Here is a 24,840-nt window from a genome sequence, read left to right on the forward strand (position 1 = left end):
TCACAGTACTGCTGATCGCATTGCGGTTGAGTTCAAGTGAACTCAACCGGAATTTCTCCCCTGCGAGGAATGACTATCGGGCGTGGAGGTGCAGCGGCACATCTAGGGAATGAAAGAAATCTCCCCGCCTCGAGACTACGGCAGAAGCCGTGAGTCGGCATCGACGTGCCATAACGAAGTTTCGACCGCTCATCGACACCAGCGAGAAGGAAAGTCTCTTTCGCTCTCTAGATCAAACTCTTGGCGCGGGGGATGGTGATAGTTACAGTCGTGCATAAACCGCACTGCCGCAAGACTGCTCTGGTAGCCAGTCATGCGGTCGATCCGCGTTCGCCTGAAATGGATTCAAATGGAATATCCGATGATCTGCCGAACTCTGCAAAGATAAGCACCGAGAGACAGGTATCTGGAGTAATATCCAGCAAAATCCGATTTAACCGAAGGAGTTTTCTGGATTACTTGTGATGTGGCGATTCTTCTCTTGTTCCCTGTCGTTCGTGCAGAAATTCATTTCGCACCGTAGAGTACCTGTTTCTTGGAGCGACCTAGGCCAACTGCGGCCAGAAACCATTTACGTGATGGAAGCTCCACCCAGAGAAAGACCAATCGTGATAACAGCAGGCTACAAATCAAGAAAAGCAATATTTTTAACGACGAATGCGATTCTATTCCGAATTTTTGGAATATTGCAGCCATAACACCTAAAAGCAATGCATGCGTCATATATAGCGAAAAGGACGCTTCTCCAATTTTTTCTATCAGACCATGACTCAAAATCGTCCGCTTCCCCTTCAAATCATCTGTCGCCCCTCCAATGATGATTGCCAGAAATGCGGGTGTACACAAATCAATCATAACAATGGCATTACGTACTTCGTTATGGTAAACATAGAAGAAGATTGGGACAAACAGCATCAGTTTTGTTCCAACGCTAGGCGAAAATTCGTATCCTCTCTGAATAAATATAGCCGCGATGATTCCATAAATGAAAGTCGGCATGTATGCAATGGGATGATACTGCATAAAATCTGAAATCTGTGGAAACTGAAAACTACTCGCAGCCACTCCAATCACTAAATGCAAGAAATATAGCACCTGTCCAATTCTAATAAGATTTGTCTCTTCCAGGCGATTCAGTCTCGATATGAACCATGGGGCCAATAAGTAAAAGAAAAACTCTGCACTCAGTGACCACGAGACTCCGTTCCATGACTGCCTTATTTCGGGATGCCCTGGCACAAAATCATGAATCAGGAAAAATTGAGTGACCGTACCGACTCGAGTTCCTATATAACCACCCAATGCATGGCCAAATATTGCAAAGAATGCGAGTGAAACCAACAAAGTAACCAGATGTAGAGGATAGATTCGCGCAATACGATATAAAATAAACTCTCGATAGGATCTATCGGGAGAAAATGCCCATGTCAGGACGAAACCCGATAATATAAAAAAATACGTGACCCCGAGCCAACCGACGTTGCCGATGGGCACTAGTAGCCCCCCCCAAGTCAAGCAACCGTGGTGAACGGCAACGAGTAGCGCTGCAACTCCACGCCCCCCAGTAAGTGAGGGCAAATTCTTATAGCCTCTACTCATATAAATTTTCGCCAGCTTTCATTTTAACTCACTTAATATCAACTGTTAACCTTCGCGCGAGACACTGATTTTCAGTCAAACAATCTGCAGTCTTTATCAGAGCGATCTTTTCAACAGGCTTTGGATAATTTTCTGCACGAATGTGGCGTACCAAGGCAGCTAACTATTCGATTGGCAGTCAGGCGCGACGTGTCGCCGCCGCAAGATATCGACTAGTTGAGCACGTATCTCGCCGACGGTGTGAGAATAGCAGCAATAAACAGACCCAGCCTGCGAGCCGAACCATGTTCCGCAAATGGTACAAACGTAAAGCCAAGCAAGTTGGCATTATAAGGCCGGCACCGCTTAGGGCGAAAGTCTTCTATTCTCGTTACCGCCCTAGCCTGAACTTGACGAGTGTGACTCGTAGCCCGTACTGACGAACCATCGCTCACGGCGTCACGGCTGCCACGAGTGACGACGAGTTTTGCGTAAAGGGACTCCCGGGAACTGCCGTCAGGGCACCAGTACTCGTGTTTATGGTGTAGCCGGCCACTTTGTAGCCGACCCCAACGTACATCAAAGGCCCCGATGTGGAGATCGACGTAATCGAGTAGCTCGCGTCCGCCTGCACCGAATCACCAGCAATGGGGGTAAGCGCGCCGCTCGCCGAATCAACGGCGCACGTAATGATTTGGCCATCGAAGTTGACGCTTCCGACGTATACGAATGTTCCAGCAGCATTGACCGCGATGCTGCTGTAGCCGACACCCTTTCCGACCGTTCCAATTGGGGTGAGTGCCCCGGTTGTCTGGTCGATCGACCAAGCGGAGATACCTCCGTTGTTGGTACCGGGATAGACGATCGTCGTGGTACTTGCCGCATAAACGACCGTGCCAGCGGGGTTAACCGTGATTGCACCCGGATTATTTACAGACACGAACGGACTTCCCGGCACGGGAGTCAGCGCCCCTGTGCCTGCGTTGATCGCATAAGCCGAGACAGTCCCGTCGTTATTGTTCGTGACATAAACGAATCGACCGGTGGGATCGATCGCGAGGCCGTATGGCGCGCTCCCTGTCGCAACCGTGCCACCTGCCAGGAGGGTAAGCGCGCCGGTGCCGGCATTAATCGAATAGCCCCACACGTCGTTGCTATCGCGATTGGTCACATAGGCGAATTTCCCCGACGGAGCAACCGCTACGCCGCTAGGATAGTTACCTGTGTTGACTAGACCGCTAGTCAACGGGGTTAGTACCCCGGTCGTGCCATTGATGCCGAATGTAGTCACTGCATTATTTTGGGGTACGAGGACGTATGCCACCGTTCCGGCCGGATTAAACGTGATCGTGCTCGGAAAGCTTTCCGCAACCCCACTTACACCGAGAGGCGCCAAGGATCCTGTCGTCGTATTGACTGCATACCCGTAAATGTTTCCAAACGAAGCCGCCGTATAGACGAATTTCCCCTTAATTGAATGCGCCGAATTGACTTCGCCGTTGCACGCGGCGAGAACCAAAGAAAAAGCTGTAACGACCGCGAGAACCGGATATTTAGACATTTTATCAGCACCCACAAAAGGGACAGGGACGCCAGTCGCTTGGGCTCTGGCAAATACTCGAAATTCGGCTACACCCGATTAGCCGTAACCGCGACACGACGCGTATACGGTTACTCTTTTTTGCTGACGCAGCGCTACTGGCGTCGCCGTGGCAGGGATCCCCAAAGCAATCCGCAGCGTTGTAACATAAGGGGCAACGTTCAGCATATCTCGAATCGACTCAAGCTCAAACTCAAGTCGCATAAGACTCAACTCCGAAGTGCACTGGTTGAAATCCACAAAAAGCCAACTCATGCCACTGCGGCCCTTAACGCACGTGGCCACGCGCCTGCGTTGCCACGCCAGTGGGATGTGGTGAACCCCAAGATACCGCAACTGTATGTCCGGTCCTGGCTTATGCGTCACCTCGTCGTTCCAGAAATACCCGGATTTGACGGAAGTGGCAGTCCGCGAACTACACGGACAGAATCCCCGTGACCGCGAGCAAGGCTACGCCGCGCACCGCCAGGTTCGATTCTTTACATAGCGACAACCGCTCGACAGGTGACACGGTCCGTACGAGATGAGGGTTCGCGTGGAACAAGTTTCGTGCTACGGTTCGATGAATCGATCTACATCTTGGAAGGTTCGTGAAATTTTACGAGGACGCAATTGATACCGCAAAATAGGCCCAACTCACAGTGGACAGTACTCGCAGGACTACGTTTTATACTAGCCTTGTGCGTCGTTATAACGCACTCTGGTATCGTAGCCCCGGGGTATTTCTTGTGGAGGCATGTAGGGAATACCGGATACCCCGCAGTATTCGGATTCTTCATGATCAGTGGATATAGCATCGCCGCGAGCCTTATATCGAAACCCAGCGGCTATTTCTGGCGCCGAGTGCGACGCATATATCCGACTTACATCGTTGCGCTTTTATTTTCAACAATTGTCCTGCTGCCACATCCGCTGCACCTTCCTCTAGGTCAAGTGATAGTACTAAGCAACTGGCAAACAATCCTCAGCAATATCTTTATGATGCAGGGGACGCTCACTCAGTCGGTAAGCGGTGACGGCGCTGTCTGGTCGCTCTCTGTCGAGTGGTGGTGCTACATGCTCGCCATAGTACTAATTCGATACAGCGTCAAATGGACATCAGTTCTGATCGGATTGTCTTTCGCCGCTTTGATGATTTATATGAGATCAAAGGGCTATTTGGTCGGTGATTCACATATGCCGCTTGGCCTGGATTTCCTCCTCCTTGCATGGGCATGGATGACGGGATTTTCATTTTACAGAGCGCCGACGAAAATCAATTTCGCGCTCATGCTGATTCTGCCAGTAATAATGTTCGATATGGGTGATCATCTGCCACTCGCATCGGTCACAGTTGCAGCTACAGCTGCGATTGTTTATCTATCGAGTGAAATTCACATCAAGAACGATAAAATAAATAAATGTATAAAATGGCTCGGTGATATGTCATATCCCTTGTACCTGCTACATCCGCCTCTTCTCTACTGGTTGTCTTCGGAAGCATCGATTCGAAACGGGAACGTTTTGATCATCTCCATCGTTTTAATTGTATCGATTTCTTATTATGTTGGATCAGTTTTAATGAATAAGATAGAGCCACAATTGAGGCATCTCATTTCTGGCAGCAGATCAGAAGTCTCTTCGGGCAGGACAGGAACCGTATGAGGATCCTGAAATTAATTGAATGCGGCAGGTCTTAAGAATTGTATGGGCGGCCGAGGGATGCGGTTCAACCCGGTTTAGATATCCGCCGCACAGGTGACGCGGCGGACTCACATAGCAAGCAATGGCAGCGGCTGAAGGACGTAGCGCGCACCATGTGGGCCGGCATCGTCACGCTGATCGTCCGCCTGATACTGGAAATCACATGATTCACCAAGCGTAATCTGCAAAACATGAGTGCATTCGCCGCAACCAAGGCAACCCAGCATCACTCAACCGCAGCAATCCTTCCATGCGCCATCGTAACGCGCCGAGTCGCAAGGCGATCCGCCAACCCAGAATCATGCGTCGCAATCACGAGGATTCCAGCATCGCTAATGAACTGCTCAAGACGTTGCTCCGCCTTGTGCTTAAAGTGTTCATCACCGACGCTCATCCACTCATCCATCAGCAAGACTTCGGGCTTGATGATCGTAGAAATCGAAAACGCCAGACGCAGCGTCATCCCGGACGAATACGTGCGCACCGGCACATTCAGAAAATCGCCAAGCTCGCTAAACTCCGCAATCTCGTCCGCTAGCGCTGCAATCTGCTTAGCCTTGAGACCAAGGAAGAGTCCGCGCAGATACATGTTTTCGTAGCCGGTGGACTCGAGATCCATACCCAGCATCGAATCCAGCAAACTGGTCACGCGGCCCTGCACGCGAACGGAACCTTCATCAGGGTGGTACACCCCTGCTAGCACACGCAGCAAGGTCGTTTTGCCCGCCCCGTTATCGCCAAGCAACGCTATCCGATCGCCCTCGGCAATCTCCAGATTGATATCGTGCAGCGCCTCTACGACGGTGTGCCCAGACTTGCCAACAAATTGACCGCCCGTCGCGGCCGCCATCACCGCACGCTTGAACGATCGCTGCTTCGCATCGTAAATGGGAAACCGTACGGTCACGTTCTCAAGAGAAATATGCATTCGAACGCTCCGTCAAAGCCAATATGTAACGCGATGCCGGAGCTTGCCGAGCATATACAGCGCCACCGCAATTCCAACCACTGCCATCCCCGCGGCGCGAAGCCAGATTGCAGGCGCCGGCATCATGCCAAGCAACGGCTCCCGCAAGAGTTCCAGAAGATAGAAGAACGGATTGAGGTGAATCAGGTGTTGCCGCGCGGGGGAGAGCTGTTCCGCCCTCCAGATAATCGGTGTGACGAAGAACATAACCTGCACCAGGTTACCGATCACCGGTTGCATGTCGCGGTACCGCGTACAAAAGATACTGGTGATGACGCCGATCCAGAAGATATTGGCCAGCACAAGAAGTACCGCGAATGGCAGAACCAGCAGGTTCGCATTCAGATGGACCGGCAAAATTGCCCAGACCACGACAAAGACGAGAATATTGTGCGCAAGGATGATCGAGTGTCGACACATCACCCGAAGCACGAACATGGAAAGCGGCAGCTTCATTTGCCGCAGATAATTCGTCGAATTCGAGAACGCCTCTCCGAAGTCGCTGATCTGCCCAGCAATGAAACCCCAAAAGATCAACCCAAGCGCAAGGTGGGGAATGAAGACCGCAGCGCTATATCCGAACAGCGCTCCGTACAACGGCCCCATAGCGCCGATCATGACGCCCATGCTAATGGTCAGCCAGAACGGCCCCAGCATCGAGCGGCGATAGCGCTGGCGAATGTCCTGCATGCCAAGGGCGAGCCACAGTTCGCGGCTACGGATACCATCACGGACGTCATTTAACGCGATCAAATACTTCACACTCGAGAACTCGAAAGATCAGCCTGTCAGGCTGTGTTGTTCAACTTTGAATGGAGCAAACAGAGCATGGCGTGTGCCACGCATTGACGTGCCGCCCGCCCTGACCTGCTGCAGTTGGCGACTGCGCTCCTTCGCTTGTCGTTCGTTGCTGCGGGCGCAGCAAGCCCGCTACTGCTACTTCTACGAACTGACCCAAAGGTTTGAAGCGGAGGCATTCTGAAAGAAAATGCATCCCAAATTTATCGCCCGGGGAGTATCCCGCACATATATGGCATTGTCAACGCGTCGGGGTTGACCCCGACCGGGACGTTCGTGTAGCTACTACGCAAAATCTGCCAGCGCGAGCGCGAGCAAAATCAGCCCGTGCAATCGATGCTTCCGACCGGATGACCGCACAATCAAGGCTTGCCAAAAAGACGCAGCTGCGCGTACTGCAACAACATGATCGTCTTGGCATCAACAATCTCACCGCTCTCGATCATCGTCAGCGCATCGTCGATTGATAGTTCGATCACGGAAATATCTTCGCCCTCTTCCAGTAGTCCGCCACCCGCTGCAATCCTGTCCGCTGGCGTATACGGTGCAACGAAACAATGCACCGTGTGGGTCAGACAACCCGGCACCATCAACGCCTCGAACACCTTCTTCGCCGAAGCCACGCGATACCCGGCCTCCTCCATGATCTCCTCGTGCACACGCTCTTCCGGCGAAACACCGTCGAGAAAACCAGCTGCCGCTTCGAGCGTGAATCCACTCGCCCCTTGCAGGTACGCGGGCAAACGGAACTGCCGCACAAGCACAACGGTACGACGCTCAACGTCATAGAGCAGCCCTGCGGCTCCATCGTCTACGTGGTAGATCTCGTTGGTGAGCTGCTGCGTGCTGCCGTCGCTGCGATCGTATTCGAAAGTCAGCTTTTCCAACCGCCGTCGTTCACTCGACAATGTCTCTCGTGCTATCACACGAACACGCTCGCGACCCGGCATCTTCATACTCCTGCATCAGTTTTGAATAGGTGACGCGCCTTCGCGCACCTGCTCAAGCGTCACCGCGCTGCCATGCAAAGGCGCAACGCGTCGTGCCAATCCGGCGCGCGAACTCCGAATACGTCGGCGAGCTTGTCGTTCGAAAGGCGGGAATTGGCCGGCCTTACGGCTGCCGTGGGATAGGAAGCGGCAGGAATCGGTTTGACTAGCGGTTTCGTCGCCAGATCGGACAGTTCGAAAATGGCCTGCGCGAACTGATGCCAACTTGTCTCGCCCGATGCTGTCAGGTGATAGATGCCCGAGTATGACGACCACCAGTTATCCCAATCCGCTGCACTGCCTCTTACCGCCTGTGCAAGCACGTTCGAAGTCAGCGCGGCGATGGTGTTAGCCCACGTCGGAGCACCATACTGATCGTCCACCACGCTCAACTCGCTACGCTGCGCGCCGAGGCGCAGCATGGTTAGCAGAAAGTTCTTGCCGCGCGTCCCATACACCCAACTGGTGCGAAAGATCAGATGCGCGCAGCCGGACTCGATGATCGCCTGTTCGCCCGCGCGCTTGGTGCGTCCATAAACGTTCTGCGGATTCGTCTCGTCCTGTTCGACATAGGCCGTGGTCTTCGTTCCATCGAAAACGTAGTCAGTCGAATAATGCACAAGCGCGGCGCCCAGGCGCTTTGCTTCCTCAGCCAGCACGCGGGGGGCATCGACATTAAGCTGCGTTGCCGACACCACGTCGGCCTCAGCTTTGTCGACTTCAGTGTACGCCGCGGGGTTCACGATCAACACCGGCTTGAGTGTCCGCACGGTGTCGCGAATCTGCGCTGTATCAGCAAGATTCAGGCTGTTTCGGCCAGTCACAACGACTTTCCCCAATCCCTGCAAGCTACGGACCAGTTCAAAGCCAACCTGGCCCGTCGAGCCTGTGAGCAAGATAACCCGTTCCTCACGCATCGACGTCGCCTCTTCAAGCATAGTGTTCGGCTTCTGCAAGCGTCTTACCCGCTGCGTCTTTTGCCGCTAACACCGGCTCACCGTCGATGGGCCATTCGATACCTACCTGCGCGTCATTCCACACGAGGCAGCGCTCGTACTCCGGGAGCCAGTAGTCCGTCGTCTTATAGAGGAATTCCGCGCGCTCGGACAATACGAGGAACCCGTGCGCAAATCCTGCTGGAATCCACAGCTGTCGCTTGTTCTCGGCGCTTAGTCGCACACCGGTCCATTTGCCGAAGTTTGGCGAACTTGCCCTGATGTCGACCGCGACATCGAACACCTCGCCAGCCACCACTCGCACGAGCTTTCCTTGCGGTCGTTCAACCTGATAATGCAATCCTCGCAGTACGTTCTGTGTCGATAGCGAATGATTGTCTTGCACGAAGTCCACCTGTTCACCGACGCCTTCGGCAAACTCCCGCGCGTTGAAACTTTCGAAAAAGAAGCCACGCGCATCCCCAAAGACTTTGGGCTCGATGAGCTTGACTTCGGGTAACAACGTTGGGGTAACAATGATCTTCATGCAATGGGTTCCGAAAGCAGCTTGATGAGATATTTGCCATAGCCATTCTTGGCAAGCGGTGCTGCGAGCCGCTCCACCTGCGCCGCGTCGATCCACCGATGCCGGTATGCGATCTCTTCCGGACACGCCACTACCAACCCCTGCCGTTTCTGCAAGGTTGCAATGAACGTTGCAGCCTCGATCAACGAATCGTGCGTTCCAGTATCAAGCCACGCATAGCCGCGTCCCATCATCTCGACACGTAACTTGCCCGCACTCAGGTACCGTGAATTGACATCGGTAATCTCGAGCTCTCCGCGCGGAGAAGGTTTGATATCTGCGGCAATATCGCAAACATCGTTGTCGTAGAAATAGAGCCCCGTCACCGCATAGTTCGAGCGCGGCCGCGCGGGTTTCTCTTCAATGGAAAGCGCACGGAATTGATCGTCGAACTCCACGACGCCGTAACGTTCGGGGTCGTTGACATGGTATGCAAAGACTGTCGCGCAGTCATGCGTAGCACTGGCAGCTGCGAGCTGTCGCGCCAGATCATGGCCGTGAAAAATGTTGTCGCCGAGTATCAGCGCGGACGGATCGGCACCGATGAACTCGCGCCCAATGATGAATGCCTGCGCAAGCCCATCTGGAGAGGGCTGCACCGCATATTGCAGGTTCATCCCCCATTGCGCTCCATCGCCAAGCATCGCCTGGAAGCGCGGCGTATCGTCGGGCGTGGAAATAACGAGTACGTCACGAATGCCCGCGAGCATCAGCGTCGACAGCGGATAGTAGATCATCGGCTTGTCGTACACCGGTAACAGCTGCTTCGAGACGACATGCGTAATCGGATAGAGCCGCGTGCCCGATCCACCCGCGAGAATGATGCCCTTACGTGCCATGACTTTGCCTTTACGCGCGCTGCGCGTAGTTCGTCTCGACCCATTTCCGATAGTCGCCAGATACCACTTCGTCGACCCACTCCTGATTGTCGAGATACCACTGCACTGTCTTTTTCAGACCGGTCTCAAAGGTTTCAGCTGGCTTCCAGCCGAGTTCGCGTTCGAGCTTGCGGGCATCGATTGCATAACGGCGATCGTGGCCCGGGCGATCGGTCACATACGTGATCTGATCACGATACGAACCCGCAGCCTTCGGACGAAGCTCATCGAGCAGGTCGCACAGGGTGTGCACCACTTCAAGATTCTTCTTCTCGTTCCAGCCGCCCACGTTGTACGTCTCGCCCGATGCGCCGCGTGCAAGAACCTCGCGGATCGCGCTGCAGTGATCGCCGACATACAACCAGTCGCGCACGTTCTGACCATCGCCATACACGGGCAGAGGTTTGCCGCCCAGCGCGTTGGCGATGATCAGCGGAATCAGTTTCTCCGGAAACTGGTAGGGACCGTAGTTGTTCGAACAGTTCGTCGTCAGTGTCGGCAAGCCGTACGTGTGATGGTATGCGCGAACCAGATGATCAGAACCCGCTTTAGTTGCGGAGTACGGACTATTCGGCGCATAGGATGTCGTTTCCGAGAATTGCGGGTCGGTGCTGGACAGCGAACCGAACACCTCATCGGTCGACACATGCAGGAAGCGAAATGCCGCCTTGTCATCGTCGCCTAGCGTATTCCAGTATGCGCGCGTGGCTTCAAGCAGCGTAAATGTGCCGACCACGTTGGTCTGCACGAAATCGGCCGGACCGTGAATGGACCGATCGACATGACTTTCGGCCGCGAAGTGCAGCACTGCACGCGGCTTATGCTCGGCGAATAGCGCATCGAGTGCTGCCCGATCACAGATATCGGCTCGCACAAAGATGTGTCGCGCATCACCCTGCCGCGGCTTTAGCGTACTCAAATTACCGGCGTAAGTCAGTTTGTCGAGGTTGACGACAGGCTCGTCCGATGTATTCAACCAGTCGAGCACAAAATTGGCTCCGATAAAACCGGCGCCGCCCGTTACCAGGATCATGGAATTCCTTTCAAGATATCCGGGATAGATGCAGCCGGAGCATGTCGTTCGGTTGCCTGGAGTGCGTGCGCATCATTCGACTCCTGGTCCCGCCATACGAAACTGTTCACAACAAACAAGCATTCAAGCGCTTAAGTATCGGGCTCAATTATAAATCTGTGTGGGGTAAAAAAAAGACCCGTAACAACTTGCGACAACTTGACAAAATTACCCTTTGCCCGTCGACGATGAGTAATAATGTGCGCGTTGCTAAAGTTCGCAACGTCATTAGACGCAGCGCTCGTGCGCGGCACTGATATCGCAAACAGCCCTGGCATCTTGTCGGCGATAATAGCGTCGTCATACACGTCAATGTGTTACCTCACGACCAGGCCTGTCGTCACTGACCCGTCCACATAATGACCGTCGTTACTTCGCAGTCCCCATCCCCCCTCGCCTTCGGCGACCTACAAGGTTGCCACACCCAGTTCCAGCAACTCCTCGCAAAAACCGCCCCCCCCGCCAACACACCACTATGGTTCGCCGGCGACCTCATCAACCGCGGCCCCGAATCGCTGGCGACATTGCGCGCCGTAATCGCACTAGGCGACCGGGCGGTCACGGTACTAGGCAACCACGATCTGCACCTGCTGTCGGTCTCGGCGGGTATCCGCAAATCGAAACGAGGCGACACGCTCGACGACATCCTCGCCGCCCCCGACGCCGCCGATCTGCTCGACTGGATCCGCCATCGTCCGATCGCGCACTTCGAGCACGGCATGCTGCTCGTCCACGCCGGCGTGCTGCCGCAATGGGACGTGACACTAACGCTGGAACTCGCCGACGATCTGCAACGCGCGCTGCGCGCACCGGACTGGAAGGAAACGCTCGCAGGTCTCTATGGCAACGAGCCGAACCGCTGGACCAAACATCTGAAAGGCATCGAGCGTCTGCGCATTACCTGCAGCGCGCTCACCCGGCTGCGCGTTTGCGACAAGGACGGCGTGATGGATTTCTCATCGAGTGGCGGACTCGATGCCGCTCCGGAAGGTTACATGCCCTGGTTCGACGTCCCATCGCGCAAGACGACCGACATCACGATGGTATTCGGCCACTGGGCCGCGCTCGGCCTGACCCTGCGCGACAATCTGGTCGGCCTCGATTCGGGTTGCGTGTGGGGCAATCGGCTTTCGGCCGTGCAGCTGGCAAGAGACCCCAGCAAACGCACAGTCACGCAGGTGGATTGTTCAGCCTGTCGCTCGGAATCCGATCACGCTTCGAAGTAACCGGCTCGCGGTTACCTCGAGCATCGGTCAGTCTGGACGAACCATCCACCGGATCGTCTCCGCAAAATCAACCGGTTGAACATCGGGCACGAGCTTGCGCAACCGCGCCACCGAACCAACCAGCAACTTCACTTCGTTATCTCTAACGAAGGCCGGGTTGACGCGAATCTCCAGATCGTGCCCTGAAGCTTCGCGGACCATGTCCACGACATCATGCAGCGTACGGGCGTGCTCACTGCAAACGTTGACAACCTCCCCCGCCACCGCCGATTCAAGCAGCGCCCGATAGGTTTGCGCCACCGTCCGCACGTCGGAAAAATCGCGCGCCACATCCAGGTTGCCGAGCTCGATAAAAGGCCGACGTTGCACAAAATGCTCGACGATCTTCGGCACCAGGAAGCGCGGCGCCTGCCCTCGCCCCGTATAGTTGAACGGCCGCGTCACGACGATCGGCAGGCGTTCGAACCATGTGCGCACGAGATGCTCCATCGCCAGCTTGCTCGCCGCATAGTGATTGACGGGCGCGGGAACCACGCTCTCGTCGATCACGCCGCCGGCGTTGCCATACACATTCGCGCTGCTCGCAATCAGTATCTTGTCCGGCCGTACGCCAACGTCCACGCAAGCCTGCAAAAGATTCAACGTACCGAGCACGTTGACGTTGTACATCTCCAGCGCATCATCGTGCGCAACGAAGCTGATAGCGGCGAGATGGACGATATGCGTAGGCCGTACTTCGCCGATCACGCGTCTGCAGTCGTCGAGAGACGTAATGTCGAGCACGTACTCGTTCAAACCCGGTGTCTCGTTGCCGGCAAGTGTGCCTACCACTTCAAATCCCGCGCGCTGCAATTCGTCGCGGACATACGCGCCAGTGAAGCCGCGCGCACCGGTGATCAGTGCGCGCCGGGGCGTCGGTTCGGAAGAAAATGTCACTCGCTACTCCTCTGGCCCATGTTCGCAATCGCCCTCGCTGTGGGTCGATCGCGCGATGATCGAATCCTCGCTGTCGCGCGAGGCTAGTCCTTCTTGTAGACGTGCGTAGCCTGTTTCACCCCTTTCGGAAACAACCGCCGCACCACGCCGCGCGCGGCCGCATCGGCCTGCAGCACGACGTCCTTGACGGGTTCGTCGGGACGGCCGCGAAACGAGGTCGGATGAAAGTATTCGTCATCCCCGACCGGATGATCGGAGAAGTAGTAATTCGACACGCAGCAACGTTGCCGGTCGGTCAGGTTCTTCGAAACGGAGTGCCACGAATGCTGGTTAGTGACCATCACGACGAGCCGGTTGAACTCGCTCACGATCGTCGTCGGTTCGGCCTTCGTACCGTTGGGCCACACTTCGAGATTACCGCCGTTGCCGGCCTGCCAGTCGGGCGAAACGTAATAGAGCAGGTTCAGCACGCGGTAGCGCGCGCGATCCTTGTCGTGCGAGTTGTCCAGATGCGGGTTCAGAAAATGACCGTTGCCCATCATCGAGATGCCGCCCGCGTACAGATGCTCGTCGGGATACAGCGAGCGTAAGCCGCTGATCTGCTGCACGAGCTCGACAACCGCGGGCTCCTGGAACGCGAAGATGATTTCTTCGAGCAGCGGCGCGTGCTGGTTCATCTGCGCCGTGACGTACTTCAATTCACGCAGGCTCTTGCGAAGCATCATCTTCGATGCATCCGGAAAAGCACGGCGGATCTCGCTGGCCAGTTCGACGGGCAGCAGGTTGTCGACAACGAAGAAATGAATGGGAGCCGCGCGAAGCCACTGCTCATGTGCCTCCGCTACAACAGGCGCGAGGCGCTGCGCGATCAGCACGCCAATTTCAGTTCGGTTCATGAGGGCCGGTCCGCTGTTCATATCGCCGGTAGTTTACTCGAACGAACAAACGGCGTTGCCGCCGCTCAGCTAGCTTCAGCTAGCCGTGCTCGACTGGAAGCAGTGGCGTACTCTGCGCGCCGCGCATTGCTTCGAGTGCACCGCGCACCGCGGCCTCCGCCTGCCCCGCCAGCACCCGCCGGTCTTCACCCGCCGCCAGCGGCGCGCCCACATAAACATGCGCAGTCAACGGCCCCTCACGCAGCAACGCATTCAACGAGTCGGCCAGCGTCAGGTCGTCGATATACGCCGGCGCAGTCGACTGCCGCCCCTGCGCATCCTCATACATCAGACACAGCGGCTGCACCGGCGCCGACGCGAGCACCGCCGCCTGAAACATGTTCGCGTGAAATGGCAGCAACCCGAGCCCGTCGGACGTCGTGCCTTCCGGGAACACGCACATCAATTCGCCGGAACTCAGGCGGTCGGCCAGCTCGTGCATGATCCGCTTCGCATCGCTGCGCTTCTCGCGCTGGATGAACACCGTGCCGAGCTGTTGCGCGAGCCACCCCACCACCGGCCACTGACGGATCTCCGCCTTCGACACAAACGGTGTCGGCCGCCACGCATTGATCACGTAGATATCGATCCACGACACATGATTCGCGACCACCAGTGCGCCATGATCGAGCCGCGCGCCGTCGTTGTGCACGACGAGCCGCAGGCCCGCGAGCCGCAGCATCTTCAGCGACCATGCACGGTTCAACTCGAGCCGTTCGTCCGCGGATGCGCGCGGAAAGCGCGTCGCCACCACGAACATCCCGACCAGTAGATGTACAACGAGTCGTGCCTTGCGAAACGCGAGTTTCATGCTGTGACGTGTTCTCTATCTATCCATTGAAGCGCGGCGCCCGTGCAGCATCAACGCTGCTCGAACGCCACATGTCCGGCCACCACGGTAGCGCGCACGCGCGCCGGCAGTTCGTAGCCGAGGAACGGTGTGTTGTGCCCCTGGCTCTTCAGCGCCCGCGGTTCGACACGCCAGTGCGCATCGCGATCGAACACGCACAGGTCCGCCGCCGCGCCTACGCCGATGCGACCTGCGGCAAGCTTCAGCACGTCCGCTGGCGCAGTTGTGATCCGGTTCAGTGCCTTCGCAAGCGGCACATGGGCTTCGTTCGCCCACTTCACAGTGAGCGACAAAAACAGTTCGAGCCCGGTCGCCCCTGGTGTCGCTTCGGCGAACGGCAGCAGTTTCTCGTCGTCGTCGACGGGTGTGTGGTCGGAGCAGATCGCATCGATCGTGCCGTCCGCGAGTCCCGCGCGGATCGCCTCGCGATCGCGCTGCTGACGCAACGGCGGATCGAGCCGGAACTGCGCATCGAAGTAGCCGATGTCGACGTCGATCAGATGGACGTGGTTGATGGTCACATCGCAGGTCACCGCCAGGCCCTCGGCCTTCGCTTCACGCACGAGCGCGACGCCCGCCGCCGACGAAACATGCGACAGATGCACACGCGCACCCGTCACGCGCACGAGTTCGAAAATTGTATGCAGCGCGATCGTCTCGGCGGAAACCGGTACGCCAGACAAACCGAGCCGTGACGCCAGCGCGCCGCTTGCCGCAACGCCACCCTGCGCGAGGTACGCATCCTGCGGCCGCAGCCACACGGTATAGCCGTATGTGGTCGCATACTGCAGCGCGCGCAGCAGCACCTGCGTATCGACCACCGGCACATCGGCCTGCGAGAAACCGATGCACCCCGCTTCGGTCAGCTCAACCATCTCGGTGATGGTCTGTCCTTTCAAGCCAACAGTAAGCGCGCCGAGCGGATACACATGCGCCTGATTCAGGTTGCGCGCGCGAAACTTCAGCATTTCGACGAGACCGGGTTCGTCGAGCACCGGGTCGGTATCGGGTGGGCACGCCAGCGTTGTCACGCCGCCTGCAAGTGCCGCGGCCATTTCGGATTCGAGCGTCGCCTTGTGTTCGAAACCTGGTTCGCGCAACCGCGCCGACAGGTCAACGAGCCCTGGCGAGATATGCAATCCGCGCGCATCGATGGTTTTCGCCGCGTGGAAATCCACAGGCGCACTGCCGAGCCCGACGATCTTGCCCGCCGCAATGAATATGTCCTGCTGCTGTTCGGTGCCGGCCGCCGGATCGATCAGCGTGCCACCCTGAATATGAATCTTCATGCGCTGCCTTTATTCTGCATGGTCTGTCTGATCTGCAACTCGCCGGACATGGGCGTTTAGTCGTGATTGCTAGCAACAATCCCCATCACCGCCATCCGCACGGCAATACCGAACGTCACCTGATTCAGGATCACCGATTGCGGCCCATCCGCCACCTGCGAGTCGATCTCGACACCGCGGTTCATCGGACCGGGGTGCATCACAATCGCATCGGGCTTCGCGAGCGCGAGCCGTTCCGGCGTGAGGCCCCAGCTCTTGAAGTATTCCTGCGCCGACGGCAGCAACGCACCGCTCATCCGCTCGTTCTGCAGACGCAGCATGATGATCACGTCGACGTCCTTCAACCCTTCGTCGAGATTGTGGAATACACGTACGCCCATCTGTTCGAGCCCGCCCGGCAGCAACGTGCGCGGGCCGATGGCGCGCACTTCGGGTACGCCGAGTGTAGTGAGCGCATGAATATCCGAGCGCGCGACACGCGAATGCAGAATGTCGCCGACAATCGCCACGCGCAGATTCGTGAAATCGCGCTTGTAGTGGCGGATCGTGTACATGTCGAGCAGGCCCTGCGTCGGGTGCGCGTGGCGGCCATCGCCGGCGTTGATCACGTGCACGTGCGGCGCGCAATGTTCGGCGATCAGATATGGCGCACCGCTCGATGCGTGACGCACGACGAACATATCGGCATGCATCGCCGACAGGTTGTTGATCGTGTCGAGCAGCGACTCGCCCTTGCTCGTCGACGACGCATTGATGTTCAGGTTGATCACGTCTGCCGACAGACGCTTCGCCGCGATCTCGAAGGTCGTGCGCGTGCGTGTGGAGTTCTCGAAGAACAGGTTGAACACCGACTTGCCGCGCAATAGCGGCACTTTCTTCACTTCGCGGTCGGTCACACTGACAAACTGCTCAGCGGTATCGAGAATGTGATTGACGATTGCCCGCGGCAATCCTTCGATAGTCAGCAGATGTTTGAGCTCGCCGTTCTTCGTGAGCTGCGGGTTGCCCTTCAGGAAGCCGTAGCGGAACGGTTCCGCGGCGTCGCTGCTGGTGGAACCCTGGGTAGCGGTGTTCATGGGTGTGCCTGGGGTATATCGGGTGAATCAGGAATCGACGCGTGCCTCGGTATGGAACGTGAAGCGCGGCGCGTCGTCGGTGGCGCCCTCGCCGCGTGCGAGCACGAGCGTCGTATGCGCCGGCACGTCGACCACGCCGCCGACAAAACGCGCCGCCACCGGCAACTCGCGCCCGCCGCGATCGGCGAGCACCGCGAGTTCCACCGATGCCGGCCGCCCGTAGTCATACAGTTCGTTCAGCGCGGCACGGACCGTGCGCCCGGTGTACAGCACGTCGTCGACGAGCACGATGCGGCGCTTGTCGACTTCGAACGGCAATGAGGTCGGGCTCGCCTGCGTGTGCAGTCCCTTCTTCGCGTAGTCGTCGCGATGCAGCGCCACGTTGACGACGCCGAACGACGCGACCTTCAGGTCGCGCGCAAGGCGCTGCGCGAGCCACGCACCGCCGCTATAGATACCGGCCAGCACGACCTCGCCGGTACCCGCAGCAAACGCTTCGCCATACGCGGCACGGATCTGTTCGAGCACGGCGCTGTAGAGCGCTTCGGCGTCAATGGAACTCATGATCTTCGGAAAGCCCGTCTAGATATTGCTGGAGGATGATGCGCGCGGCCTCGGCGTCGACCAGCTCGGTGCGCGCGGTGCCGGCGCGGATGGCGGCTTCTGCTTCAACTGATGAATAGCGCTCGTCGACCCACGTCACCGGCAGATTGAAGCGACCGTTCAGCTGATTGCCGAAGCGTTTGGCCTGCTGGGTCATTGCGTGGGGAGTGCCATCCTGGTGCATCGGCAGGCCGACCACCAGTGCGTCCGGTTTCCACTCGCCGATCAGCTTGCCAACGGCCTCAAAGCGATACTCGCGATTGCGGTTTTGCAGCACTACGAGGGATTGCGCGTGACGGGTCAGCGAATTGCCAACCGCCACACCGATGCGTTTTTCGCCATAGTCGAACGCAAGCAGCGTTGCCTCGCGTCCAGCCGCACTGCTCATGCGTGACCTGCTTCGCCCGAAAGCATCGACAGCGAAATGCCGAGCAGCGCGAGCGCGGCTTCGAGACGTTCTTCGGCGGGGACATCGAAAACGATTTTCGGGTCGGCTTCCACCGAGAGCCAGCCGTTCTTCAGAATCTCTTCCTCGAGCTGGCCGGCGCCCCAACCCGCGTGGCCCAGTGTGAGTAGAAAGCGCTGCGGGCCGCTGCCGCTCGCCACCGCTTCGAGCACGTCCTTCGACGTGGTCATTTCGAGGCCACCCGGCACGGACATCGACGACGTGTACGTGTTGCCTTCCGCGGGATCGTGCAGCACGAAGCCGCGCTCGGTTTGCACCGGGCCGCCGAAGTAAACGGGGACATGCAGCAGGGGTTCGATTTCGAGCTTGAGGTCGATGCGGTTGAAGAGCGCCTGCAGATCGATGTCGGTCGGCCGGTTGATGACGAGGCCGAGCGCACCGCGCTCGCTGTGATCGCAAAGGTAGACCACCGTTCCTGAAAACGTGGGATCCGCCATGTTCGGCATGGCGATCAGGAACTGGTTGGTCAGATTGATGCGATCGGTACTCTTGGACATAGTTCGGATTTTAGCAAAGACGATGCGGGATAGCGGGCCTTCGGCACCCGCCGACCGCACAGGCGGATGGGGTTTGCCGCGATCCGGGAAATGCGGATCATGTTGCAACACTCTATCACGCGCCCAGCCCCGGCCGGCGGCCCTGTATCGAGCCGCGCGAAGTATGCGCAACCGGACAATGGCAAGCGGTGGACAGTTGCGGGCACGCTAGGCGCCGCCGCGCTCGATAGCGTGTGTGAGTACGGCGAGCGCGGCGCTGCCGTCGGTGGGTGCGATGCCGGCGGCGATCTTGTGCAGGATCGCGCGCAACGCTTCGGCGGCCTGCTCCAGTGCGGGGGCATCGGGTGCTTCGACGATGGGATGCGCTGGGTGCGCCACTGCGGTTTCGCTCGCGCTCGCATGTGCGCGCCGCCGCCAGGCTACGCCGAGCGCATCGGCCAGCAGGCCAATGTGACCGAGCCCGAGGGCCGCCGCGGCCGCACCGAGCCGGTAGGCGGCGTCGCCCGCCTGCAGTGCCGCACTGGGGTCTGCCCGGTCGGGTTGCAACGCGGCACGCGCATGATCCGATAGTGCGGCAATCGCTGCGTCCGCGGTTTGCAGGAAGTCTTCAAACGCATGGGCGTTGACCGTCAGCACGCCGAGTTCGCGGGTTGCACCGTCGCCGCGCAACGCGGTTGCATCGGCGGCAATCGTGCCGGCTTCCCACAGCGCTTCCGATGCCTGCGTGCCCGCGACGTGCCAGTCGGTCGTCAAGCCGTAGTCGCGCAGCAGCGTGACGTGGTCCGCATCCTCCGCCGCGGCGCCGAACAGCGCGTAATCGCGCCACAGCAAGGCGAGCGCCAGGCGCACCAGCGAGCGCGGCGCGAGCACGACGCCGCGTGCGTGATCGGCGAGCGCGAGATTGCAACGGGCATGGAAGCGCCGCAGGTCTGCGTCGCCCGATACGTGGGCGCTCGTGCGCAGCGCATCCGCGCAGGCGGCCGCGAGGCGCCAGAAATCGTAGGGATCGGGACCGGCGAGTTCGGTGAGGCACGCGCCGAGCGTATCGAGTGCGGCGCGGGTATCGGTGGCTCCGGCTGCCTCGGCTGTTTGTACCGCGGCGCCGGCCAGCGCCGGAGCACGCAGAACCGGCAGCAACGCCTGCTCGTAACGGGCACGCAGATGGGCAAGCCGGTCGGCGGGTTGCGGGCTGAACGTTGCCGGTGGAACGGGACGCCCGGCAAGCGCGAGACCCTCGAACGCAGCATTTACGCCCGGAGTGCGCTGCGCGAGCAACAGATCGAGCGCGCGGTAGTGCGCAAACAGCGCCGGCGAACAGGACAGCTCGCGCAGATTGCGCCGCTCGACAGCGGCGCGGAAATCGTCGAGCGCAGCCGCGAAAACGGCCCGTGCACGCTGAGCGTTCGTCGGTTCGACATGCGCCGCCGCGAGCGGCGACACCAGCACGAGCGTGTCGGTAAACCGTTGTGCCGCCAACCACCCTGCTTCGCGCAAGACCCATGCGGCACGCAGCAGCGGTGCAGCAAACTCGTCACCCCGCGCGAACGCGTGCGCAGCGTCGGCCAATGCGGCCTCCGCCGCCCGCACCGCGCCGCCGCGCGGATTGGGTAGCGCTTCGAACGACGCGGGGGAAACGGCAGGAGGAATCATGGGCAGGCTGCAGGAACGCTGACGGGCCGCAGCGCGGCCCGGGATCAGATCTGGACCATCTCGAAGTCTTCCTTGCGGGCACCGCATTCGGGACAGGTCCAGTTGATTGGGACGTCTTCCCAGCGCGTGCCCGGCGCGATTCCTTCATCTGGCAATCCGGCTTCTTCATCATAAATCCAGCCGCAAATCAGGCACATCCAGCTCTTATGGTCCATTCTTGTATCGCGTCGAAAAGCACGTTAATTCGGGAGCCATGATGGTACCGTGTTGCCGCCCCACTGCCTAGCAATCGGCCCTCGGTTCCTGACGGCGTGAAAAAATGCCCTGCCGGCAGAATAGGCCGCATAATTGAGCCGACTGCCGAGTCGTTGCGCGCGTGGCGCGCGGCGGCTTCCGCCCGACAATCCGCTCACTCCTGCCCCCGATTTTCATGCCCAGCGAGACCCCTCCGATCGTCCTCACCTTCGGCCTTTCCGACCCAACGGGTGGCTCCGGCGTACAGGCGGACCTGATGACGCTCGCCAGCATGGGCTGTCACGGCGTCACGGTACTCACCGGCTATACGGTGCGCGACTCCGCGAACTGCGACGAAGTCACCGGGCTCGACCCCGACGTCGTCGCGACGCAGGCCCGCATGCTGCTCGAAGACATGCCGATCGCGGCGTTCAAGGTCGGCGCGGCAACGCGCGCTGAAGTGGTCAGCGCAATCGCCGAAGTGGTTGCCGACTACGACGACATCCCACTGATCCTCGCACCCGACTTCACGCTCGACGACGAACACGTACTCGCCGCCGACGACCTGCGCGAGGCAATCGCCGATCTGCTCGCCCCGCAGACCACGCTGCTGGTCGCCGACCACGCAACACTGCTCGCGCTCGCGCAACCGGACGGCGATGCCGAAGCCCCGAGTCTCGACGCGGCGATCTCGCATCTGCTGTCACAAGGTTGCGAATACATCCTTTCGACACAGACCGGCACGCACCGGCTCGTCAATACGCTCTTCAGCGAAGACGGCCAGTTGCGCGAAGATATGTGGGATCGTGGGCCGCATCGCCTGATGGGGCTGACCGACACGCTCGGCTCGGCGATCGCGGCACTGCTCGCGAATGGCCAGGACCCTGCCGAAGCCGTGCGCGAAGCGCAGGAGTATCTATATCAGGCAACCCTGAACGCGTACCGCCCCGGTATGGGCGCGTATCTGCCGGATCGCTTTTTCTGGGCTCGCGCCAGCGAGGATGAAGCGCCGGTGGCGAGCGCGAAGGATGCGCCGCCCGGGGAAGCGCGGCACTGATCTTTGCCGCCAACGCGAGCACGCGTGAGTGAGCCGGGCACATTCGTGTCGCGGCTCTTTCTTCATGGGTCTATTCAGACCGCAATTCATTACGCTCTATTGCAGACACGGATCCGTTTCCGGGCGTCCCTACGCTGGGGTATTTCTTTACTCGTCGCGTCGCATGACCCGTGATCCGCTTACATCCACATAACTGACGGGCATCGACGGAGTATCGTCCCCTCGGATCATTGACAAGCGCCTGGCCAAAACGCCAACACCTTGCCGGCGTTTGTCCATTACGTCTGTAATTTGCCGTTACAGCGCCGTCTATTTCAATGCGATATATAACTAAAGGGCGCGCGCGATTCTTCGCTTATTACGTGTCATACACGTGATTCGGGAAATATGTCCGCGCCCTCGCGACAAACAGGAGAAATGACCGGCTACAGGTTTTGTAGAAGAACCGGCAAGAGAGATAACCCAAATTGAAAACCCCTCACTTACACCCGTCGGCCGTCGAACCCCATTGTGAAAGCGGTGACACAGCACCCGAAGATGGAACGACTATTGTTGCCGCTCGCACCCAGCCCTTCCTGCAGCGCTTCAGTGGGATCATTACCAGCAACGAGAGAACCCAGGTGCTTGGACAGAAATCGATGACCGTGTGGCTCACGGGTCTGTCGGGAGCAGGCAAGTCCACGCTCGCATTCGAACTGGAACGCCAGCTCATGTCGGAGGGTCGCGCATGCTATGTGCTCGACGGCGACAGCGTCCGGCACGGCCTCACCAGCGATCTTGGTTTTAGCGCGGAAGACCGGCACGAGAATATTCGTCGGGTTGCGCATGTCGCACAGCTCATGAACGATGCCGGGCTGATTGTGATCGTCGCGCTGATATCGCCGATGCGGGAAGATCGCGCGATGGCTCGCGAGATTATCGGGCACGACAAATTTATCGAGGTGTACGTCGCTGCGTCGGTAAACGACTGCGAGCGCCGCGACCCGAAAGGTCTTTATGCGAAGGCACGCTCCGGCGCAATTCCATCGTTCACCGGCGTATCCGCGCCCTATGAGCCGCCAACCGATCCTGACCTGACGGTGGACACGACAGCGTTGTCGAAGGCCGGCGGTGTTGCGCGCATCTTCGATTATCTGCAGGACCGGTATCTCTCGGCGCCCTGATCCACGCGTAACGAAGCAAGCATCGATGCAATAAAAAAACCCGCAATCGCTTGCGGGTTTTTCGTTTGGGGGACACGCCTCGCGGCGCGTCTCCCACATGCAATCCGGCAGAAGCCGAAATTACATGTCCATGCCCATACCGCCCATGCCACCCATGCCGCCACCACCAGGCATCGGTGCATCTTCCTTCGGCAGTTCGCAGACAGCTGCGTCGGTCGTCAGCAGCAGGCCAGCTACCGAAGCGGCGTTTTGCAGTGCCGTGCGCGTTACCTTCGTCGGATCGACCACGCCTGCATCGACCAGATCGACGTACTCGCCGGTTGCAGCGTTGTAGCCGTAGTTGCCCTTGCCTGCTGCAACTGCTGCCACCACGACGCTGGCTTCTTCGCCGCCGTTCGTGACGATCTGACGCAGCGGCTCTTCCATCGCGCGCAGCACGATCTTGATACCTGCGTCTTGATCGGCGTTGTCGCCCTTGATGCCGGCGATTGCCGAACGCGCGCGGATCAGTGCCACACCGCCGCCAGCCACGATGCCTTCTTCAACGGCTGCGCGGGTTGCGTGCAGTGCGTCTTCGACACGTGCCTTCTTTTCCTTCATTTCCATCTCGGTCGCAGCGCCGACCTTGATCACTGCCACGCCGCCGGCCAGCTTGGCCACGCGTTCTTGCAGCTTTTCACGGTCGTAGTCCGACGTCGCTTCTTCGATCTGCGTACGCACTTGCTTCACGCGCGCTTCGATGTTTGCGCCTTCGCCAGCACCGTCGATGATCGTCGTGTTTTCCTTGCCCACTTCGATACGCTTCGCTTGACCCAGTTCGGCCAGCGTTGCCTTTTCGAGCGTCAGGCCGGTTTCTTCAGCGATGACTTGACCGCCGGTCAGGATCGCGATGTCTTCCAGCATGGCCTTACGACGATCGCCGAAGCCCGGAGCCTTGACAGCAACGGTCTTCAGAATGCCGCGGATGTTGTTCACCACCAGCGTAGCCAGCGCTTCGCCTTCGACGTCTTCAGCGATGATCAGCAGCGGACGGCCAGCCTTGGCAACTTGCTCGAGGACCGGGAGGAGGTCGCGAATGTTCGAAACCTTCTTGTCGTGCAGCAGCACGAACGGGTTTTCGAGCACAGCAACTTGCTTGTCCGGGTTGTTGATGAAGTACGGCGACAGGTAGCCGCGATCGAATTGCATCCCTTCGACAACGTCCAGCTCGTCTTGCAGCGACTTGCCGTCTTCGACGGTGATGACGCCTTCCTTGCCGACCTTGTCCATTGCTTCAGCAATGCGATCGCCGATCGACGTATCGCTGTTTGCCGAGATCGCGCCGACCTGGGCGATTTCCTTGTTCGTCGTGCACGGCTTGCTGATCTTGCGCAGTTCTTCGATCGCTGCGTTCACAGCCTTGTCGATGCCGCGCTTCAGGTCCATCGGGTTCATGCCCGATGCGACGTACTTCATGCCTTCGCGAACGATGGATTGTGCGAGGACCGTTGCGGTCGTCGTACCGTCGCCGGCGTTGTCGCTGGTCTTGGAAGCCACTTCCTTGACCATTTGCGCGCCCATGTTCTGGAGCTTGTCCTTCAGCTCGATTTCCTTCGCGACCGACACACCGTCCTTCGTGATCGTCGGGCCGCCGAAGCTGCGCTCGAGCACGACATTGCGGCCCTTGGGACCGAGCGTGACCTTCACAGCGTTGGCGAGGATGTTCACGCCTTCAACCATCTTGGCACGGGCGGAATCACCGAATACGACGTCTTTAGCTGCCATCTTCTAAC

Annotated in this window: 24 protein-coding genes; 4 read left to right on the top strand and 20 right to left on the bottom strand. The window is 58.7% G+C overall.

The features are described from left to right. Nucleotides 1-507 precede the first annotated feature (507 nt). Together M0D65_RS00680 and M0D65_RS00685 are read right to left on the bottom strand one after the other, a co-directional pair. Nucleotides 508-1,599: an acyltransferase gene (locus M0D65_RS00680; RefSeq protein WP_266250355.1), complete on the bottom strand. Its 1,092-nt coding sequence runs from the start codon at nucleotides 1,597-1,599 to the stop codon at nucleotides 508-510. Nucleotides 1,600-2,029: 430 nt separating this feature from the next. Further along, nucleotides 2,030-3,139 carry a beta-propeller fold lactonase family protein gene (locus M0D65_RS00685; protein WP_266250357.1) on the bottom strand — a complete coding sequence of 370 codons (1,110 nt, stop codon included), beginning with the start codon at nucleotides 3,137-3,139 and terminating at the stop codon, nucleotides 2,030-2,032. Nucleotides 3,140-3,790: 651 nt separating this feature from the next. Here M0D65_RS00685 and M0D65_RS00690 point away from each other — a divergent pair. Continuing rightward, nucleotides 3,791-4,822 (top strand): acyltransferase, encoded by a 1,032-nt coding sequence (locus M0D65_RS00690; protein ID WP_266250359.1) that lies wholly within the window; start codon nucleotides 3,791-3,793, stop codon nucleotides 4,820-4,822. A 265-nt stretch (nucleotides 4,823-5,087) separates the two neighbouring features. Here M0D65_RS00690 and M0D65_RS00695 read toward each other — a convergent pair whose 3' ends face one another. The 7 genes from M0D65_RS00695 to rfbB all read right to left on the bottom strand — a co-directional run bounded on the left by M0D65_RS00695 (nucleotide 5,088) and on the right by rfbB (nucleotide 11,047). After that, complete coding sequence (locus tag M0D65_RS00695) at nucleotides 5,088-5,789, bottom strand: ABC transporter ATP-binding protein (RefSeq protein WP_091010674.1); 702 nt, start codon at nucleotides 5,787-5,789, stop codon at nucleotides 5,088-5,090. A gap of 12 nt (nucleotides 5,790-5,801) precedes the next feature. Next, nucleotides 5,802-6,590, bottom strand: a complete 789-nt coding sequence (locus M0D65_RS00700) for an ABC transporter permease (protein WP_091010672.1) — start codon at nucleotides 6,588-6,590, stop codon at nucleotides 5,802-5,804. Nucleotides 6,591-6,988: 398 nt separating this feature from the next. Further along, the gene (locus M0D65_RS00705; RefSeq protein ID WP_308076521.1) at nucleotides 6,989-7,576 is read right to left on the bottom strand and encodes a GDP-mannose pyrophosphatase; all 588 of its coding nucleotides are present in this window, start codon (nucleotides 7,574-7,576) and stop codon (nucleotides 6,989-6,991) included. A 59-nt stretch (nucleotides 7,577-7,635) separates the two neighbouring features. Beyond that, on the bottom strand, nucleotides 7,636-8,553 hold the full coding sequence (gene rfbD, locus M0D65_RS00710) for a dTDP-4-dehydrorhamnose reductase (protein WP_266250363.1): 918 nt from the start codon (nucleotides 8,551-8,553) through the stop codon (nucleotides 7,636-7,638). Then, nucleotides 8,546-9,097, bottom strand: a complete 552-nt coding sequence (gene rfbC / locus M0D65_RS00715; protein WP_266250364.1) for a dTDP-4-dehydrorhamnose 3,5-epimerase — start codon at nucleotides 9,095-9,097, stop codon at nucleotides 8,546-8,548. The genes rfbD and rfbC overlap by 8 nt, the downstream gene beginning before the upstream one ends. After that, a complete protein-coding gene (rfbA, locus tag M0D65_RS00720) occupies nucleotides 9,094-9,975 on the bottom strand; it encodes a glucose-1-phosphate thymidylyltransferase RfbA (protein ID WP_266250366.1) in 882 nt (293 codons plus the stop codon). The genes rfbC and rfbA overlap by 4 nt, the downstream gene beginning before the upstream one ends. Before the next feature lie 10 nt (nucleotides 9,976-9,985). Then, a complete protein-coding gene (rfbB, locus tag M0D65_RS00725; RefSeq protein ID WP_091010664.1) occupies nucleotides 9,986-11,047 on the bottom strand; it encodes a dTDP-glucose 4,6-dehydratase in 1,062 nt (353 codons plus the stop codon). A gap of 398 nt (nucleotides 11,048-11,445) precedes the next feature. On the opposite strand from rfbB, the gene M0D65_RS00730 reads away from it, so the two are divergent. Then, on the top strand, nucleotides 11,446-12,312 hold the full coding sequence (locus M0D65_RS00730; protein WP_266250368.1) for a symmetrical bis(5'-nucleosyl)-tetraphosphatase: 867 nt from the start codon (nucleotides 11,446-11,448) through the stop codon (nucleotides 12,310-12,312). Nucleotides 12,313-12,339: 27 nt separating this feature from the next. On the opposite strand, the gene M0D65_RS00735 is transcribed toward M0D65_RS00730, so the two are convergent. From M0D65_RS00735 to M0D65_RS00780, 10 genes are all read right to left on the bottom strand, one after another. Continuing rightward, a complete protein-coding gene (locus M0D65_RS00735; RefSeq protein ID WP_266250369.1) occupies nucleotides 12,340-13,248 on the bottom strand; it encodes an NAD-dependent epimerase/dehydratase family protein in 909 nt (302 codons plus the stop codon). Nucleotides 13,249-13,331: 83 nt separating this feature from the next. Next, complete coding sequence (locus tag M0D65_RS00740; protein WP_266250371.1) at nucleotides 13,332-14,144, bottom strand: 2OG-Fe(II) oxygenase; 813 nt, start codon at nucleotides 14,142-14,144, stop codon at nucleotides 13,332-13,334. 79 nt (nucleotides 14,145-14,223) lie between these two features. Then, a complete protein-coding gene (locus M0D65_RS00745) occupies nucleotides 14,224-14,994 on the bottom strand; it encodes a 1-acyl-sn-glycerol-3-phosphate acyltransferase (RefSeq protein WP_091010657.1) in 771 nt (256 codons plus the stop codon). A gap of 50 nt (nucleotides 14,995-15,044) precedes the next feature. After that, a complete protein-coding gene (locus M0D65_RS00750; protein ID WP_266250373.1) occupies nucleotides 15,045-16,322 on the bottom strand; it encodes a dihydroorotase in 1,278 nt (425 codons plus the stop codon). 56 nt (nucleotides 16,323-16,378) lie between these two features. Beyond that, nucleotides 16,379-17,398, bottom strand: coding sequence for an aspartate carbamoyltransferase catalytic subunit (locus M0D65_RS00755; RefSeq protein WP_096720402.1), 1,020 nt, complete (start codon nucleotides 17,396-17,398; stop codon nucleotides 16,379-16,381). A 27-nt stretch (nucleotides 17,399-17,425) separates the two neighbouring features. Then, on the bottom strand, nucleotides 17,426-17,962 hold the full coding sequence (gene pyrR / locus M0D65_RS00760) for a bifunctional pyr operon transcriptional regulator/uracil phosphoribosyltransferase PyrR (RefSeq protein WP_266250375.1): 537 nt from the start codon (nucleotides 17,960-17,962) through the stop codon (nucleotides 17,426-17,428). Then, the gene (gene ruvX / locus M0D65_RS00765) at nucleotides 17,949-18,389 is read right to left on the bottom strand and encodes a Holliday junction resolvase RuvX (protein ID WP_091010648.1); all 441 of its coding nucleotides are present in this window, start codon (nucleotides 18,387-18,389) and stop codon (nucleotides 17,949-17,951) included. Before ruvX ends, pyrR begins: the two co-directional genes overlap by 14 nt. Further along, a complete protein-coding gene (locus M0D65_RS00770) occupies nucleotides 18,386-18,964 on the bottom strand; it encodes a YqgE/AlgH family protein (protein ID WP_091010646.1) in 579 nt (192 codons plus the stop codon). The genes ruvX and M0D65_RS00770 overlap by 4 nt, the downstream gene beginning before the upstream one ends. Before the next feature lie 207 nt (nucleotides 18,965-19,171). Then, nucleotides 19,172-20,614 (bottom strand): hypothetical protein, encoded by a 1,443-nt coding sequence (locus M0D65_RS00775; RefSeq protein ID WP_266250378.1) that lies wholly within the window; start codon nucleotides 20,612-20,614, stop codon nucleotides 19,172-19,174. Between the two features lie 44 nt (nucleotides 20,615-20,658). Beyond that, nucleotides 20,659-20,829: a rubredoxin gene (locus M0D65_RS00780; protein WP_091010641.1), complete on the bottom strand. Its 171-nt coding sequence runs from the start codon at nucleotides 20,827-20,829 to the stop codon at nucleotides 20,659-20,661. Nucleotides 20,830-21,044: 215 nt separating this feature from the next. On the opposite strand from M0D65_RS00780, the gene M0D65_RS00785 reads away from it, so the two are divergent. Next, nucleotides 21,045-21,905 carry a hydroxymethylpyrimidine/phosphomethylpyrimidine kinase gene (locus tag M0D65_RS00785; RefSeq protein ID WP_266250381.1) on the top strand — a complete coding sequence of 287 codons (861 nt, stop codon included), beginning with the start codon at nucleotides 21,045-21,047 and terminating at the stop codon, nucleotides 21,903-21,905. A gap of 575 nt (nucleotides 21,906-22,480) precedes the next feature. Next, nucleotides 22,481-23,068: an adenylyl-sulfate kinase gene (gene cysC / locus M0D65_RS00790; RefSeq protein ID WP_266251163.1), complete on the top strand. Its 588-nt coding sequence runs from the start codon at nucleotides 22,481-22,483 to the stop codon at nucleotides 23,066-23,068. Between the two features lie 120 nt (nucleotides 23,069-23,188). On the opposite strand, the gene groL is transcribed toward cysC, so the two are convergent. After that, nucleotides 23,189-24,832 carry a chaperonin GroEL gene (groL, locus tag M0D65_RS00795; RefSeq protein ID WP_091010636.1) on the bottom strand — a complete coding sequence of 548 codons (1,644 nt, stop codon included), beginning with the start codon at nucleotides 24,830-24,832 and terminating at the stop codon, nucleotides 23,189-23,191. Nucleotides 24,833-24,840 lie beyond the last annotated feature (8 nt).

Source organism: Paraburkholderia sp. CHISQ3 (assembly GCF_030464945.1).
Lineage (GTDB): Bacteria > Pseudomonadota > Gammaproteobacteria > Burkholderiales > Burkholderiaceae > Paraburkholderia > Paraburkholderia megapolitana.